Source organism: Streptococcus sp. LMAG:39, assembly GCF_008680485.1.
Classification (GTDB): domain Bacteria; phylum Bacillota; class Bacilli; order Lactobacillales; family Streptococcaceae; genus Streptococcus; species Streptococcus pasteurianus.
Map to the genome: position 1 here is coordinate 875,967 of NZ_NALE01000001.1, position 17,742 is coordinate 893,708.

At 36.3% G+C, this 17,742-nt stretch carries 15 protein-coding genes; 3 read left to right on the top strand and 12 right to left on the bottom strand.

Annotated features, from left to right (window positions below):
- Window positions 1–15: 15 nt before the first annotated feature.
- The 6 genes from CCC20_RS04270 to CCC20_RS04295 all read right to left on the bottom strand — a co-directional run bounded on the left by CCC20_RS04270 (window position 16) and on the right by CCC20_RS04295 (window position 6,360).
- On the bottom strand, window positions 16–651 hold the full coding sequence (locus tag CCC20_RS04270; RefSeq protein ID WP_333557732.1) for a DUF421 domain-containing protein: 636 nt from the start codon (window positions 649–651) through the stop codon (window positions 16–18).
- A gap of 3 nt (window positions 652–654) precedes the next feature.
- Window positions 655–1,104, bottom strand: a complete 450-nt coding sequence (locus tag CCC20_RS04275; protein ID WP_270619851.1) for a DUF3290 domain-containing protein — start codon at window positions 1,102–1,104, stop codon at window positions 655–657.
- A gap of 147 nt (window positions 1,105–1,251) precedes the next feature.
- A complete protein-coding gene (locus CCC20_RS04280) occupies window positions 1,252–2,154 on the bottom strand; it encodes an ROK family protein (protein WP_041973383.1) in 903 nt (300 codons plus the stop codon).
- Between the two features lie 3 nt (window positions 2,155–2,157).
- Window positions 2,158–3,738 carry an alpha-L-rhamnosidase-related protein gene (locus tag CCC20_RS04285; protein ID WP_013852238.1) on the bottom strand — a complete coding sequence of 527 codons (1,581 nt, stop codon included), beginning with the start codon at window positions 3,736–3,738 and terminating at the stop codon, window positions 2,158–2,160.
- A 4-nt stretch (window positions 3,739–3,742) separates the two neighbouring features.
- Window positions 3,743–5,002 carry an MFS transporter gene (locus CCC20_RS04290; protein ID WP_013852239.1) on the bottom strand — a complete coding sequence of 420 codons (1,260 nt, stop codon included), beginning with the start codon at window positions 5,000–5,002 and terminating at the stop codon, window positions 3,743–3,745.
- Window positions 4,999–6,360: an MFS transporter gene (locus CCC20_RS04295; protein WP_058692489.1), complete on the bottom strand. Its 1,362-nt coding sequence runs from the start codon at window positions 6,358–6,360 to the stop codon at window positions 4,999–5,001. The genes CCC20_RS04290 and CCC20_RS04295 overlap by 4 nt, the downstream gene beginning before the upstream one ends.
- 173 nt (window positions 6,361–6,533) lie before the next feature.
- Between CCC20_RS04295 and CCC20_RS04300 the strand changes: the two genes are divergently transcribed.
- Window positions 6,534–7,580, top strand: coding sequence for an AraC family transcriptional regulator (locus CCC20_RS04300; RefSeq protein WP_013852241.1), 1,047 nt, complete (start codon window positions 6,534–6,536; stop codon window positions 7,578–7,580).
- Window positions 7,581–8,169: 589 nt separating this feature from the next.
- Here CCC20_RS04300 and CCC20_RS04305 read toward each other — a convergent pair.
- Together CCC20_RS04305 and trxA are read right to left on the bottom strand one after the other, a co-directional pair.
- Window positions 8,170–9,213, bottom strand: coding sequence for an alcohol dehydrogenase catalytic domain-containing protein (locus CCC20_RS04305; protein WP_013852242.1), 1,044 nt, complete (start codon window positions 9,211–9,213; stop codon window positions 8,170–8,172).
- A 959-nt stretch (window positions 9,214–10,172) separates the two neighbouring features.
- Window positions 10,173–10,487, bottom strand: coding sequence for a thioredoxin (gene trxA / locus CCC20_RS04310; RefSeq protein ID WP_013852243.1), 315 nt, complete (start codon window positions 10,485–10,487; stop codon window positions 10,173–10,175).
- Window positions 10,488–10,726: 239 nt separating this feature from the next.
- Here trxA and CCC20_RS04315 point away from each other — a divergent pair, with 239 nt between their 5' ends.
- Window positions 10,727–11,224: a phosphatase PAP2 family protein gene (locus CCC20_RS04315; RefSeq protein ID WP_003066443.1), complete on the top strand. Its 498-nt coding sequence runs from the start codon at window positions 10,727–10,729 to the stop codon at window positions 11,222–11,224.
- Window positions 11,225–11,303: 79 nt separating this feature from the next.
- Here the strand turns inward: CCC20_RS04315 and nadC are convergent, their stop codons facing one another.
- The gene (gene nadC / locus CCC20_RS04320; RefSeq protein WP_287180420.1) at window positions 11,304–12,164 is read right to left on the bottom strand and encodes a carboxylating nicotinate-nucleotide diphosphorylase; all 861 of its coding nucleotides are present in this window, start codon (window positions 12,162–12,164) and stop codon (window positions 11,304–11,306) included.
- Between the two features lie 27 nt (window positions 12,165–12,191).
- Window positions 12,192–13,496 (bottom strand): L-aspartate oxidase, encoded by a 1,305-nt coding sequence (locus tag CCC20_RS04325; protein WP_285394675.1) that lies wholly within the window; start codon window positions 13,494–13,496, stop codon window positions 12,192–12,194.
- A gap of 236 nt (window positions 13,497–13,732) precedes the next feature.
- Between CCC20_RS04325 and nadA the strand changes: the two genes are divergently transcribed.
- A complete protein-coding gene (gene nadA, locus CCC20_RS04330; RefSeq protein ID WP_013852246.1) occupies window positions 13,733–14,653 on the top strand; it encodes a quinolinate synthase NadA in 921 nt (306 codons plus the stop codon).
- Window positions 14,654–14,751: 98 nt separating this feature from the next.
- Here the strand turns inward: nadA and CCC20_RS04335 are convergent, their stop codons facing one another.
- Complete coding sequence (locus CCC20_RS04335) at window positions 14,752–17,088, bottom strand: endonuclease MutS2 (protein ID WP_285394673.1); 2,337 nt, start codon at window positions 17,086–17,088, stop codon at window positions 14,752–14,754.
- A 105-nt stretch (window positions 17,089–17,193) separates the two neighbouring features.
- Window positions 17,194–17,742 (bottom strand): CvpA family protein, encoded by a 549-nt coding sequence (locus CCC20_RS04340; RefSeq protein ID WP_003066448.1) that lies wholly within the window; start codon window positions 17,740–17,742, stop codon window positions 17,194–17,196.

A 17,742-nucleotide genomic window follows, 5' to 3' on the forward strand; every position in this document is an offset into this window, starting at 1 on the left:
CCAAATTTGGTAAGTTTATTCTTCTGAATAAGGTACTAAGTATAATTCCTTGTTTTGATATTCTGCTAAAAAAATCTCCTTTGGGGATCTAATCCCTTGCTTATTAAGTTTTTTAAATAACCACTCTTCTTCATGGTCAATCAATTCAAGAACATCATAGTTAATACGTCCATTACTGATAAGTGGAAATTTAGGAGTTTCAGAATTTTTATCTAAAATTGTTAACTTACCATTTGGTTCCATAATAGCACTTTTAACATCCTTGGTAGAGTTCACACCTTCCATTCTCAAATGAAGCATCAGTTGATCTGCTGATAAGCCAACTTGAGCACAATTTTCAACATTAACCTTACCATTTTTTATCAAAATCACAGGATTTCCAACGACAATAGCTTTGATTATTTTATTATTAATTAGCAGTTTTACAATAATTACTACCAACGACCAAATCAATAAAATAATGAGAAAAGTTAAAATTGAAATAGAATTATTATAGATAACCCCACCAATAATGCCACCAAGAACATAATTTTGAATCTGATTCAGTGGAGTGTTTACCGAAAATTCATATTTTCCTAAAATGTTAATTTGTAAAATCATGACAAGAATCCCCAAAAGAAATTTAATGCTTACTAAGAGATACATATTCATCAATTATCTTCCTCCGTTAATATAGACATGATGATCAATCACATGTGTGCGTTCAAGTGTATAAGAATTATTATCGTTATTAAGATGAACAGTATAGTCCTCCTCATTGTAACGTACAATAATACCATCCTTTAATACTGTAGAATTAACTAAAATATCTTCTGGCAAAATATCATTATCGGTAGCAACACTTTCAATAAATTTCACCAAAACCTGCGATTGTGAAAAATCATGATTATTTTGCATATAGTCTTCGACTTGTATACCTAAAAGAACTAACATTAAAACCACAATTCCGATACTAATATCTCGCAAACGCGTCTTAAGTCGATTACGCATATAATGGAGACTTGTAAGCATGACAATCACAAGTAACATAATCAAAACTACCGAACGAAACACTAGATTAAATGATTGATTTTGTGTAATATACTCCAAATTATAAAAATTCATACTTCTTATCCTTAACTATCTCTAACTTAGTTCATCATTATACTATTTCTAATTGTCAAAATAAAGAAGTATGTTTGTCTTTTAAACAATAAAGCCGGTTTTTAAAATTATTTTAAAAACCAGCTTTATTCGGTATTTAACAGTTAATTAATAACGATTTTCTACTTTTTGCAAAAAATTATACAGAGCACCATAGAGATTAGCATCATTACCAAATTTCGTTGCCATAATCTCAATATCTTTTGGTATATTAACTTCTAGGATAGGATTAGACTTAATAATAGTATTAAATTGACGATTGATTTCTTCAACCAGAATTTTTTGAGCACTAATTCCTCCACCAATAACAAATCGTTTTACATCCAAGATTCCTTGAATGGAAAGAATTTGATTAGCGATAACATAGCAATAATCTTCAAAAATTGAAATAGCTTGTTTATTACCACCATGAATAGCTTCAAAGGCTGCCTTGCCATCTGTTATATTATCATTTCCAAGCATAGTATTAATACGCTCAACCATACCAACAGCAGAGCTTGTAAAACCAGCACATGAATAGTCATCAGCACTATAATCAGATGACATAAAGCTAAACTCTCCTGCTTGGAAATGTGGTCCAATACGAAGTTGACCGTCTAGAATAATTCCTCCACCGACACCAGTTCCTAAAATCATTGCCACACCGTTGTCAATTCCTTTAAGATTTCCAAGCCAAAGTTCTGCCAATGCTGCTGCTTTACCATCATTTTGAACTGAAATGCGTTTACCATAAGTTTCTAATTCGCTTTCAACACAAAAACCATCTAAATAAGTCAGAGCTCCCCCAAAATAAATCGTTTCTGTTTTAGTATCAATTTTTCCCGGAACACTAAAAGCGTAGCCACAAACTTGCTCATAATATTGATCTATCAAGGACTGAATAAGTTGTGTGAATTCAGCTAAATTATCTGGTGTTGATTGCTTCTTACTCTCTTTTAGATGGCCATCTGCGGTCATCACCCCATACTTAATATCCGTTCCACCAACATCTACTGTCAAATATTCTGTCATCACTTATTCCTCCCTATGTAAATATTTCGAAATCAGATAAACCGGTGTACAACTCCAAGCATGGCAATAACTAGAAATAATCGGACTACCATATGGTGAATAATCAGGCTTATCCGGATCAAAAGCTTCCCAAAAAGTATCTGCACCTAGACGAATCATCTGTCCCCAATAGTTTTTCATTAGCTCAGTAGCTTCTTCTTTTAAACCAGCAACAAACAAAGCTTCTGTCACATGATGATACATATACGGTGTCGCAATATTTTTTATTGGGAATAATTTTTCTATTGTAGTCATCATAATTTTCCGATTCATTTCTTTAGGAAAAACACCCGCTAAAACCATCCAAACTTGACTAGCTATATTATACTCAACTTTTTCCGTCTTGAATAGATTTTTTTCCGAATCAAATAAATTATTTTTAGAATAATTTACTAGCTTATCTAAAACAGATTCATAGTACTCAGTACTACCAAAATCTCCTGCTTTTTGAGCTAACTCTATAAATTGTCGTAAAACATAAATCATGATAGCTTGTAAACAAGTTGTTTTATCAAATTCAGTTGACCAGTCTACAAAAACAGGATAACTTTCATCAGCACAAACCTTACCATCCTCTTGTATGTACGTCAAACTGGTATTTATTTGCTTCTTAGCAATAGGATATAAATCCCCTAACAACTCTTCATCATCCTCTTGAGCTAAATAATCGTGCAAAACACTAATAAAAAATAACGAGTATTCAAACAAAAAGGTGTCATCTGGAATAGGATAGGGTTTCGTAAAAACATTCGCAGAAATACGACCATCTTCTGTAGTCATAGCTCCAAAAAGATACAAGCAGCGTTTAACTAAGTCATTTTGTTTAAAACTTTCATAATTTGCCAACGCTTGTAAACGAAGATCACCCAACCATAAACGCCTATCACGCTTAGGACCATCTTCAAAAACATCAGTCATACAATCTTCCAAAGTTTTCAAGCCAACTTGATAAATAGCTGCTAACTCCATATCCTCAATTTTGGGAAAAGGAAGATTATCACTATCAACACAAGATTCAGTTATTAATCTTGGATTAGAAAAGACAACTGACCATTTTGGAGAGGTATCCAATACTTTGATTTCAACGTATCGAAAAGCATAACGTCTAGGAAGTGAAAGGAGAGTTGGTAATTCATCTAAATGAATAAATTCTTCCTGAATCCAACCTCTAGCTAGCCACCCATCATATTCTTCCGACTCATGTGATAGTTCTGCTGCAACCTCTGCAAAACGGAGTCGAATATAAAGTGGAGCGTCCATAGGTGATCCTACAGAGTTAATATCAATAGCAAATCGTCCCACATAATGATTTCCAAAATCTAAAATCAAACTATCATCTTTTTTATACTCTTTATCATCTATTTTCATATCAAGAGTTTTGATAGTCCATCCTTCAAATTTTGTGATATCTTTAGTCAATTCGCCCAATCTTACCAACTTTTTTTCTTTGTTAATCAGAGGAGGGGTTAGTAACTCTGCCTTCTTTAGCAATTCCTCATCATGGTTAAACTTAATTGAATGATTCATTTGAAATGTAAAAGCCATATATCTACTCCTTTTCATGTCCACTTAAACCGTATTTCTTTTGCAAACGAATTTGTATATAACCAAATCCGCCAGCAACGGCAATTAAAACCGCAAATCCAATCATAGTGCTGCGAATATTCTCTGGTAAAACAAGTACCGGTGTAATCAGTGCAAAAGCTGCACAGCATAATCGCGAAAAGCCATTAATAAATCCTTGAATACCTGATCGGTAATTATCTGGAAAAGATTCTTGTGTCCATACCTTATAAATGGCTTCACCAGCAAACGTTGATCCGATATTTTGGAAAGCAAGCCAAACAACAATCATTATTAAATTGCTACCACTCATTGCAAGACCTAATAAAGCGGCAACCATGATGACAATACCCCAGAAGAAAGCAACATTTCTGCGATGCCCACCAGCAATTTTAGAAAAAATCATTGCAATCACTAAACAAACCATTGTTAAAATGAGTCCTGACCCTGTAGCAAAAGATTGTGAGGCATTAGCCTTAACTAGCATATATGTTTGAAACTGACCAAAAGTATTAGCTAATAGATTCCAGCCACAATAAAACACTAAAATACAAATAAAGAACATTAAATATTTTTTATCTTTTCCAAACAAAAGTTTAAATACCGAAACTTTTTCTTTAACTGTTTCTTCACTCTTTTCTATATACTGTGCTTCAGTATGGATCTTTTTAAGTTTAGCGTTATTGTTTCTCATAAAAAGTGTTAAACAAGCAATAATAAGCAAAACTCCCATAACAATCTGTGCAGACATTGCGCCAGGCAAAGTTGAAGTGAGAAATGCTACAATAGTTGCAACCAACATACCAACTGTCCAATACACTTGAGTTCCTGACACTAGTTCAGCGCTAATTTTTTTATTTGGAGCATCATGAGAAATCACTGTCAAAGAGATAGGTAAATCTGCGCCTGAAATAAACCCTGCAATAACTGTGCCACAAACAAGCATCACAAAATTATTAGCAAATAAAACTAAAAGTGTGCCTATAATAAAAAAAATATTTAAAAAGTTAAATGCACGAATAAGACCAAATTTTTTACTAATATTTCCTGCTAATAAAGAGCCTGCTGCAATCGAAAATGTTAATAAACTAGAAATCAAACCTACTTGACCCGCACTTAGATTTAAAACCTTTTGCCAAACTGTAATCGTTGATGCTATTCCAACAATAATTCCTGAACCTAAAATTGAACCAAATCCAGCACTATAAAGTAATGGACGATAATATGAGACTGTTTTTTCTTTCATAATACAATCTTCCTTTCTGATAACTCTTTTTGAATTTGTGGATGTAGATAGTCAAGTTTATAGAATGACATAATCAACATTGATATTAAAATCATAATCATAGGAATATAAAGATACATACTTGAAATTACAAACAACGCTGAATCCGTTTGGGTCATACTTCCACCTTGATAACCACCAATAGCAATTAATATTCCTGATAGACCACCAGCTACTGCTTGTGCTACTTTTCCTATAAAACCATTAATAGCCGATAAACTTCCAGCAGTATCTATTCCTGTTTTCCATATTCCATAGTCAACTGGATCAGCTTGCATTGAGAAATAAATTGACATTTTTATTCCCATACCTATCCCTGAAATAATTGCTCCAGTAATGATACCGATATTATTTTTTTCAGAAAATAATATTAATAGAATTCCTAAGACTTGAATTAAAGACGAAATCATAAATAGATTACGCTTGATTGTTAGTTTTGATAGAAATGGAACTGTTAAATTTGATAATACGGGAACTATAGATGTGATAGTTGCTACTACTACTGATAACTTCTTATCTCCTACTACAGAAGTAAAATAATAAACTAACGCACCCGATTGAAGATAATAGGCACCAAACATAAATAAAATATTCAAAGCAAAAATTTTCCATGGCCCATTTTGCCATAATGCACGGATAGATGCTCCAAAACTTATTTTTTCATTTACCTTCACTTCATTTTCTCTTACACTAAAAAAAGTAAAAAAGAAAATTAATGTGCCGATTACTCCAAATAGCAACATAACGTATCTAAACCCCAGCGCTTGATCACCCTGCCCAAAGGAATCAACTAATTTTAATCCTAAAGATGACACAACCGTCGCACCTAAAAAACCAAAGAATTGTCTTATCGTTGCCAGATTGGTCCGTTCTTGTGCATCATCTGCCAGTGCAGGTAAAATAGAAGCCATTGGAATATTAACAACCGTATACATGAACGATAAGCCAATGTAAGTCACATAACAATATATTAATTTATGAGTAACACTAAAACCTAATGGCACAGAAAACGCTAAATAAGCAAATACGGAAAAAGGAATTGCACCCCACAAAAAATAGGGTCGAGATTTTCCAAACTTTGTCTGAGTTTTATCAATTGCATATCCAATTAACAAATCAGTAATTCCATCAATAATACGGCAAATAACAAACATAGTAGCTATCTGGAAGCCAGATAAACCAGCAATGTCTGTATAATAATAAAGAAGATAAAGTGATATCATCTGCCATACAAGATTACATGCAAAGTCAGCAGCACCATATCCAACTCTCTGTCGCCAGAGAAAAACTTTTGAAGTCTTGCAAGTAGCAGTCTCCATATTGAAACCCCTTTCACTTTGATGGTTTCAGTATATTATAAAAAAACAGAAATAAAAATGATATATAATATCAATTTTAATTGATTAATTATGACTTCTCAAAGAAGAAAGAGTATAATATTTGTAAGCAGATGCATCGTTAGTATCGTCTATTTTTGATTTAGGAGAGAAATATGAATCGTGAGGAAATCATGCAAAAACTTAAAACGTATGAAGAACATGAAATTTTTTATAGAGAATACTATCTTGCTAAACAAAATCTCAATTCAAAAAAATCATTTTTAAGTCAATTTGATCCTAACGAATTATATCAAAAACGCCTTATTGTCCCAGATATTAAAGGAAGCTGGAGACCAACTTTTATGAATGAGGAAATCATGGATCAACGAGACCTTATCAAAGAACTAACAGTCCTCAAACATTTTCGATATACACCAGCTTTTAAGCACGAACACTCATTTTATGAATTAGTTTATTGCGTATCCGGTTCATGCCAAGAGGAAATAAATGATTTTAAATTTACGTTAACCGAAGGACAGTTTTGCTTAATTCCTCCTCGTACAACACATAGTATAGGCGTATTTGATGATAGTATCGTCTTAAATATCATTATTTGGAGACGAACTTTTGAAGATATTTTTTACAATCTTTTGAGAAAGTCTAATATTATTTCAGATTTTTTTAACCAATCACTTTATCTCTACGAACAAAATAGTTATATGCTGATAGACACCCTCAAGGATAGTGAAATCAAAAATATTATTTTAGATATGTATGGCCAAACCCTGGAGCAAAAACCATTTTATGAGCTTGTTAGAAACGCACAGATTATTCATGTCTTCTCACTCATTCTACAAAATTATGAACACTCTATTTCATTTCCATATAAACCATTCCAAGGTAATCATATTATCATTCAAATGATTGCCTATATTGAGCATCACTTTAAAGACATCACTCTAAAACAACTAGCAGAACATTTTAATTTTTCTAGTAACTATTGTTCTCGAATGATAAAAGAATTAACTAGTGAATCTTTTACAGAGATTGTTCTATCAATCAAATTTACCAAAGCCAAAAATCTTTTAGAATCAACTACTTACCCTATTTCTCAAATTGCTACACAATGTGGTTTTAACAACATTGAACATTTTAATCGACTTTTTAAAAAGAAATTCTCAAAAACCCCTGGGCAATATAGAAAAGAGTTGTTATTATGATAGTTTACATAAACTTCCTAGAAAATAAGACACTTCTGAGATAAGAAGAATTCTCAGCTAATAAAAAAGAGAGAGTCATATTTAGTGTGAGTTTCTCTTTTTTATTAGTTAATTTCTTGTTGTATTTCAGTAGGTTACAGCGTTTATAACCCAAACAAGCCTTTATCTAACCGAAGACTGATTCCACATCAACTTTGCGTTGTGCGAAAATCTGACTGCTTTCTTAAGCTGACGGCGTTTAAGTTTTCTTTTATCTTTCCATACTAGCTACTACTCAAAATTGATTGATAGTCCGCTAAGAGACGACAAGTTGACCTATTAGATAGGGCATCCCAAGTTTTCAACCATTATTTTTTCGATTTTCCGTCCAGAAAAGACCCCTTGTGAGTAGACAAACAAGAAGCAATTTCTAATGGTAAGTTTGTTTGATTTGTGTTACAGTGAAGATACATGAGATAGCCTTGCTACAAATCAAAAAGCAACAGTATCAAAACTGTTGCTTTTTGCTTTGAGTTACTCTTGTCTCAGACTCGTCTCCAATAATAATTGTTGCACTAAACATTTTTAACCAAAGTGTTCCTGACTATGATTAATCCACGACAATCATTGATTTAATGGTTTTGCGGTCTTGCATATCTTTGTAGGCTTGGTTAATGTCATCCAAGCGATAAGTATTTGTAAAGACGCGACCTGGGTTGATATCACCGTCAAGAACTGCTTTGAGAAGGAGTTGTTTATCGTAGGTAGTGACAGAAGCTGAACCGCCTCCGACAGTAATGTTTTGTGCAAATGTTGACCCTAGCGGACGATTATTGTAATGAGGGACACCAACAAATCCAACACGTCCGCCATTGTGGATAACACCGAGAGCTTGCTCGATAGCGGCTTCTGTACCGACACATTCAAGAGCAGCGTCAGCTCCGCCGCCGAGAATTTGGCGAACCTTAGCAATGCCTTCTTCACCGCGTTCAGCGACGACAGCGGTAGCTCCTGAAGCAAGCGCCATTTGTTGACGGTCTTCGTGTCGGCTCATCAAGACAATCTGAGAAGCTCCGCGCATTCTCGCCGCAATAACGGCACATTGTCCAACCGCTCCATCACCAATAACAACGACTTTATCGCCACGTTTTACATCGGCAACACGCGCAGCATGGTAACCTGTTGGCATAACATCAGCCAAAGTAAGGAGTGATTTCATCATACCTTCTGAATAATCAGACGGTTGCCCAGGGATTTTAATCAAAGCCCAGTTAGCATAGTGGAAACGGACATATTCTGATTGGAAACCAGAAGACCAGTTTGTGTAGCCAGGGTGGTTATCACACGTTCCGTCAAAACCAGCACGGCAAGCATCACATTCCCCACAACCGTGAGTAAATGGCACGATGACAAAATCACCAGGTTGTACAGTCGTAATGGCAGAACCAACTTCTTCAACAATACCAAGAGCTTCGTGACCTGAGTTTTCAGAATGTGCAGCTTTTTCATCACCATTAGCATAAGACCAAAGGTCAGAACCACAGACACATGCACGAACAACCTTGATAATGACATCATCGTCAGCTTGCAAAGTTGGCTTAGCCACTTCTTCAACAGTCATCAGACCAGCTTTTTCAAAAATAGCAGATTTCATAAATAAAATACCGAGCCCGTATACGACAAAGTAAAAATAGGAAATCGACCGACAATGCTTGCATATAGGAAGATTTATCTTTTTTACACAGTCAGTAGGGCAGGTTCAATTATCATATCAAACATGACAATCGAACCTTTCCTTTCTAAAATTTGGGATAACAACTATCACTCAAGTTTCCCACGCTTCTAAATGAAGTTTACAACATCGTCAGACAAGTCCAATTATCACCAAACATGACAATCAAACCTTTCTATTTTCTAGTTCACAACATCTAGGGAGTAAACCTTGTCAGAGTTTCATCCTCTTGACATGGTCATTATATACCTTTGAGTTAACTCTAAGTCAAGCCGAAAGCTTCATTAATTGATAAAAAAGAACCTAGAACAAAAGTACCCAGATTCTTTCTTATATAGTTATTATTGTAAGACGCAGTGGTTTGGACTTTAACAATTCAGAAATAGACTGTTGAAGGTTGCTGTCAAGGCATATTAAAACAGCGATTACCAACTTTAGTCAACTTAGAGTTTCCCATGCACAATCGATTAGGCACTTTTTGACGCTTGCACTGCAAGCTAGATTTCCAACCTCAAACAATTTTCAATTGTTTGAGCAATCAATCACTGTTGACTGCGTTCTAATACGCTGATAAATCAGCTTTTACAACCCTTTTTCGATGTCAATCTTCACTTGACTCTATCTCCCACCTCGAAAGATTCCCAAATCTTTCGAGCCATGCAGGGGTGAGTTATAAAGGTTCGGGGAACCTTTATAATTGGGAAATACAACTTACGAAGTAAGTGTCAAAAACGGTCTGGGGATAGACCGTTTTAGATCAGCAACAAGAAATTAAGACTTGCTGAAAATCAAGTTTCTTTGAAACTACTGATTCGCTTTTTAATTTTTAGGCTCATGAATAAAATCTCCACTGGAGACTTTATTTGTCTCACTCCCTATCATTAGCTTAATTCAGTAATGATTTCTTTGATTTGTTCTTTTGTGTGGACACCAGCCACTTGTTTCACAACTTCGCCGTCTTTTTTGAACAGCAATGTTGGAATTGACATGATACCAAATTTTTGTGCAGTATCTGGATTTTCATCAACATCGATTTTGACGATTTTAAGTTCGTCTTCATCGATTTCTTCTGACAATTGTTCCAAAATTGGCGCTTGCATCAAACATGGACCACACCAAGTTGCCCAAAAGTCAATAAGGACAAGCCCTTCACTTGTTTCTGCTTCGAATGTCGCATCTGTAATATTATGTGCCATAATAAATTACCTAGAACTCTAGAGGTTACTGGAAAATACCTTATTAAAAAGTAAACTACGACCAGCTAAACAATCCTAAAGTTCATTTCCTTTTCTATTAGTTTATGAGCCTATTTTACGAGAAAATTGTTGATTTGACAATTAATTGCTACGGAAAACAATTTTTTGAAAACTTCTCATTTTCCATATCTGTCTGACTTATATGCTATAATAAAGCTATTCTCACATAAAGGACTGCTATGAAAAATTACGATATATTTTATAACAAGCTGACACGAAGTTTTCAGAATAAACCGACCGCCATTCGTTGCCTGCAAATTGTCAATAGTTTATTAACAAAAATCATGTATTTGGTTTATCCGCTAATGCTAATTTACCTGTTTTGTAAACAGCCAAATAGGTTGATTGCTTTCATTCTTATCCCAGCTATTTCATTTGTGTTAGTATCAGTTGTGCGCAAGCTACTCAATGCCCCTCGTCCTTACGAGACTTGGAACATCACACCACTTATTTTAAAAAATACCAAGGGACAATCTATGCCAAGTCGTCATGTCTTTTCGGCAACCATTATCAGCATGGCTATTTTACGGTTGAACCTTATTTTGGGCATTTTCTTTCTGATATTATCCCTAGTGATTGCACTTTGCCGCGTTTTAGGCGGTGTACATTATCCTCGCGATGTCATGGTGGGTTTTCTCGTTGGAATCGTCTGTGGATTACTGCTTTTCCTTTTTTAGTTGTCAACCTATAATCCCCAACTTTTAAAGAGCTGGGGATTTTTCAAACCATAATTTTTGCTTTTGGAAATTCATCAACTCAGTTATCAACAGGATGTAGATTTTTAAGGGATAAATCCAAAATTTTAGCAGAATGAGTAATTGCTCCACTTGAGACATATTGGACATTCAAATCAACATAAGAAGCCAGATTTTCCTTAGTCACATTTCCAGAAATTTCGATTTCTGCCTTGCCATTAACCACAGCAACTGCTTCTTTCATTGTGTCATGGTCCATATTATCAAGCATGATAATGTCAGCACCTGCTTCCATAGCTTCTTTGACCATTTCAAGCGTTTCAACTTCGATTTCAATTTTACGAACAGACGGAGCATAATTTTTAGCAGCAAGAACAGCCTCCTTGACACCACCTGCTGCGCCAATGTGATTATCTTTCAACAGGACACCGTCTGATAAATTGTAACGGTGATTTTTACCGCCGCCAACTTTAACAGCGTATTTTTCAAAAATACGATTATTTGGCGTGGTCTTACGTGAATCAAGAAGTGTAATCGGACTGTCTTTCAACAGCTCTGCCATTTCATGCGTGTAAGTCGCAATGCCACTCATGCGTTGCAAATAGTTAAGAGCCGTACGTTCTCCTGATAGTAAGACACGAATATCACCACGAACGGTTCCCAAATGTTGTCCTGCCTTGACAGCTTCACCGTCTTTCACCCAAACGTCAAAGGTTGTCGTTGGGTCAAGCAAGTAAAAAACGCGTTCAAAAACAGGTAAGCCACAGATAATCCCATCTTCTTTACAAATCAAATCAACTTGACCAGCCACATTTTCAGGCATAGCACTATTCGTTGAGACATCTTCATTGTTAATATCTTCAGACAAAGCACTCAAAATGAGCGGGTCAACGTTTAATTTTAGGGTAATTGGGTCTAACATCATTATCCTTTCTTTTCTCAATTCTGACTATACAATACAACTAGCCAGTTGATTTTGCTCGGTTAACTTTTCAAGCACCATTTTCTTGTAGTCCTCTTCGAGACTTTCTTGGTCTTGATAATCTTCCAAATCTAGCTCTGACAAGCTTTCTGGCAATTTAGCAACTGTTTCATAGTGAGCCACCAAATCTTTAGCCGCACGTTTCGCAAAAACGAGACTTTCAAGCAGCGAATTACTTGCCAGACGGTTTTGCCCATGCACACCATTACAAGCTGTTTCACCAACCGCATACAGAGCATCCATGGTTGTTTTGCTGTGGTGATTAACCTTAATTCCACCCATGAAATAATGCTGCGCTGGCACGACAGGAATACATTCTGTGAATGGGTCATAGCCAGCCTCACGACAATGTGCCAAGATATTTGGAAAATGCTCTTCCAATTCTTTTTTGGAAATGGTGCGTAAATCTTCCCAAACATGGTCTGTGCCGTCTTTTTCCATTTGTTTTAAAATAGCTTGTGCTACAACGTCACGAGGCTGCAATTCATCCACAAAACGATTCATATTTTTATCGTAAAGCAGTGCCCCTTCCCCACGAACGGATTCAGAAATCAAAAATAAGCGTTCTTTTGGATTTTCTTGATAAAGAGTGGTTGGGTGAATTTGCACATAAGACATATCCTTGAGTTCAATGTCATGTTTTAGAGAAATAGCTAGCGCATCACCTGTCAAATGTTTGAAATTGGTGCTGTTTTTATACAAACCACCAACACCACCGCTGGCAAGAACAGTCACGTCAGCTGTGATTTTTTCCAAATCACCATTTTCAAGACGCACCACGCCACCGTAACAACGATTATCTTCTTCTAAAATATCAAGCAAACAGGTGTGTTCCATCAACGTAATGTTTGGACGCTTTTTAACCGCAGCAAGCAATCTACTTGTGATTTCTTTTCCTGTTGTGTCTTGATAAAAGAGAATGCGTTTATCCGAATGCGCACCCTCACGTGTAAAGACTAGATTGCCATTTTCATCACGTTGAAAATCCACACCAAAATCAAGCAAATCTTCGATAACATCAGGTGATGACTTAATCATCAAATCAACAGAAACCTTGTCATTCTCATAATGACCAGCTCGCAAAGTGTCCTCAAAAAACGATTCATAATCCGAATCATCTTTTAACATACAAATTCCACCTTGAGCTAAAAAGGAATCGCTATTTTCTAATGTATCTTTAGTAATAATAGTAATTTGAAGTCCTTGCGGCAAATTCAGCGCCGTATAAAGCCCTGAACAACCACTCCCTACAATAAGTACATTTGTTTTCATACAAACCTTCTTTTTTTGACAATTACAAGTGAACTAAAACTGTAACCGTCACTTTTATTAACACTATTTAAAATAGGTTAGTTATTAAATCATACGACTTAGGAAACATTTTACCACTAAACTTTACACCTGACAAGACATATAAGTAAAATTATTTACAGGTGTCTTGACACCAATAGCTTGCAGGACTATAATATATAACTAAGACAATTCAAGGAAGGATACCACAATCTACAATGAATACAAGAGAGATGCAAGATGAGATTTTACGTCTCAAAAAGGAAAAGGGGGTCTGCATTTTAGCCCATGCCTACCAAAGTCAGGATATTTGGGAAGTGGCTGATTTTGTCGGTGACTCTTTTGCCTTGAGTAAATACGCTGCCAAAGCACCACAAGACACAATTATCATGTGTGGCGTTCGTTTCATGGCAGAAACTGTCAAGGTTCTATCTCCTGAAAAAACATCTATCCTAGCAAATCCAATGGCTGGCTGTCCAATGGCTGCGCAAATTGATAAAAAGTTAGTCAGCTGGTTAAAGGAAGCTCACCCAGATTACACCGTTGTTGCTTATATCAACACAACATCAGAAGTAAAAACACTTGTTGACGTTTGTGTGACATCTTCTTCTGCTGTCAAAATCATCAGTAACATTGACAATGACAAAATCCTTTTTGTTCCAGACCGCAATCTTGGACAATGGGTCGCTGAACAATGTCCTAATAAGCAATTTGAATTTTTCAAAGGTGGCTGTCCAACGCATATGCGCATGCGTAAACGTGATGTCATTCGTGCGCGTGAAGAACATCCAAATGCCAAAGTTCTTGTTCACCCAGAATGTCTAGCAGAGGTAACCGAATTAGCTGATTTTGCAGGAAGTACCACAGAAATCATGGCTTACGCCAAAAACAGTTCTGAAAAAGAATTTATCATCGGTACCGAAAGCAGTATTGTCCAACATTTGCAATTCGAATGTCCAGACAAACGTTTCTATCTGCTGTCAACCGAGTGCGTTTGCCACAATATGAAAATGACAACGCTAGCTGACATTTATAATTGCCTACTCGGTCAAGCAGGCGAAAAAATCACCCTAGATGAAGAAACAATCAATGGTGCACGCCGCTCTATCGACCAAATGATTCTACTCGGACAAAAATAAATTTTATGTGCATTTTCTACAAACAAAAAGCTCTTCCATTTTTCAGGAAGAGTTTTTTGGTAGTTATTCTGAATTGTGAAAAAAGACTTTTTCTATCTTCACCTTAGATTTGCAATGGTGCAGCCGCTGCCACCTGCGTTTTGTGGGGCATAACCAAATGATTTGACGTGTTTGTTGCGGCGAAGGTATTTTGTGACACCTTCACGGATAACACCTGTTCCGATACCGTGAATAATATCGACTTGTGCCATGTTATTTAGCAAGGCTTGGTCGATAAATTCATCCAATTCTTGCATGGCTTCTTCATAACGTTTACCACGTAGATCAAGGCGGGCACGTGGACCAGCTGATTTTTTGCTTTTCTTGACCACATTGACTTGTTTTTTCTTCGGCTTTTGGGCTTCCTCTTGAACTTTAACAAGGGTAAATTCGTCCTCTTTAAGTGTCATTTTAATAAGACCAACTTGCACTTCCCATTTCCCGTTTTTCCCTTGGTTAACCAATGTTCCGCGTTGTCCGTAAGCTGTGACGACAATGTCATCACCCACGCGCGGTGCGCGCAATTTTTTAGCTTTCTTGATGACTTTATTTTTCGACAAATCAACTTCAGGCGCCAATTTTTTCAGCTGACTTTTGGCTTCAATAACTTCATGCGGTTTAAGGCTTGCTCTATCATGAAGATTTTTGAGAATTTCTTCACTCTCTGTCATGGCTTTATCCACAATTTCTTGCGCTTTGGCGCGAGCTTTTTCAAGTTCTTTGTCCTTGGCATGTGAAAATTCGTTATAAAGTTTCTTGACCGCACGATTGAATTTGAGGTTATCTTGTTCCACTTCTTTGATATGGTCAAGTCGTTTACGACTTTCATGGGTTTGTTCTTCCAAACGCTCGATGATATGGTTAACATCCGTATCAGAGTCTGTCAAACGCTCTGCTTCATTGACAATAATCTCTACTAAACCAAGACGACGAGCAATTTCAAAGGCATTTGAGCGCCCTGGTACACCTTGCATAAAATGATAAGTTGGACTTAATGTCTCTGTATCAAATTCCATGCTGGCATTTTCCACAAATTCTGTCTCAATACCGTAAGCTTTCAATTCTGGATAATGTGTCGTTGCCATGGTTTTAATTTCCATGAGGCGAAGGTGTTCAAGAATGGCAATCGCAAGACTGGCACCTTCTTGTGGGTCAGTTCCTGCTCCCAATTCATCAACCAAGACAAGACTATCTTTATCTGCTGCTGCCAAAATCTCAACAATATTTGTCATATGACTTGAAAATGTTGACAAACTTTGTTCGATAGATTGCTCGTCGCCAATATCTGCAAAAATCTCATTAAATACGGCGATTTTACTACCTTTGTCAGCCAAGATTGGCAAGCCTGATTGCGCCATAAGCTGCGCTAAGCCTAATGTTTTCAACATGACTGTCTTACCACCAGTATTTGGGCCTGTAATAACAATAACGGTCAATTCGTTAAGAAAATGAAGGTCATTGGCGACTGGATCGGTCAAAAGCGGGTGGCGAGCTTGTAATAGTTGCACGGTTTTATCTGCTGATAATTGTGGCACGATTGCGTTGTTTTCCTGCATGAAGAGGAACTTAGCACGAACAAAATCCAAATGCCCTAAAACCCACGCATTGTTACGAATAATATTAGTATGTGGGCGAAGCATATTTGACAATTCACGTAAAATACGTGCCATTTCGTGACGTTCATCTGCTCGCAATTGCGTGATTTCTTCATTAAGTTGCACTACTGCGCGCGGTTCAATATAAACCGTACTTCCTGATGCCGAAATATCATGCACAACCCCTGAAATACGGTTGCGGTAGCTATTTTTCACAGGCAAAACCGCACGACCATTACGACTAGCAATCAAAGTCTCTGTCAAATGATCAGCTTGTTTTTTCAAAATATCCTGCAAAATTTGACGAACTCTACCTTCGTCATGATTGATTTGGCGACGAATACGGTCTAATTCTGAACTTGCAAAATTTTCAATGAAACCACCGTCATTAATCGCTTGTAAGCTACCTTGCAGACTTGGCAACAATTCAATCTTCTCAAAAAGAGTATTTAATGCAGACAACTCTACATTTTCCAAATCATTATAAAAATGCTTGATTTCAGCTGAGACTTGCAAGACTTTCTTGATGTCGATAATTTCTGAAATATTAACGTCAGCATCCAATTCCAAGCGACGCATACTTTCAGAAATGTCACGCAAACTCCCCATTCCAAAAGAATGGTGTTCAATGAAAATCTGTTCCATGTCCGACATTTCATCAAAGGAACGTGAAATGCGGTCAGGCTCAGTCATTGGCTCAAGTTTACGTAACTCGTCTTGGCCTTGCTCAGTCTGTAAATAGCCAGCAAAAAGTTGCTTGACTTTATCAAATTCTAACTGTTCTAAAATTCTGTTGTTCATATCTTTATTATACCAAAAACCTAACTTTTCTCGTGCTTCCTAGGCACGCTGATGCTTTTATTATATATTGAACAAGTCTGAGGTGATTTACCCCAGACTCCTTTATTATCCTAGAATCGCTGTTACCCATAACGCTTTTATAATATTCGATAAAGGTGGCAAATCATTGACAATCACGCGCCCAAGAAAGCTGCCTGATAGAATATTTTGCACCGTCGTCATAGGAACAGTCGCTAATATTGTAAATACAAGATTGAAAAATATCAATGTGACTAAAATCGCTAAAACACCACTGACACAATTCATTTTAACATTATCAAAGTGATTGATTGGCGCCAAATGCACCAAAATACCAATGAAACGAAAAAGCAAATAAACCACCACATAAATGGCTGTAAAAGCTACTCCCGCATAATAAACTTGATCTAAATCAAAAATATTAACGTCCGTGAAAAAATTCACCGTTGCTCCCTGACTAGCATTAGAATAGGGAATCCACAGCGTTATTTTTTCAGCTAATGTTTGATAAAACTGGCTAGCAATCACAAGTGAGACAATACTTGCTATAAAATAGTAGGTTTGCAAAATAATCCCACGTGAATAACCGATATAAAAATGCCAGATTAAAATCAATACAAGAAGAATTGATAACAT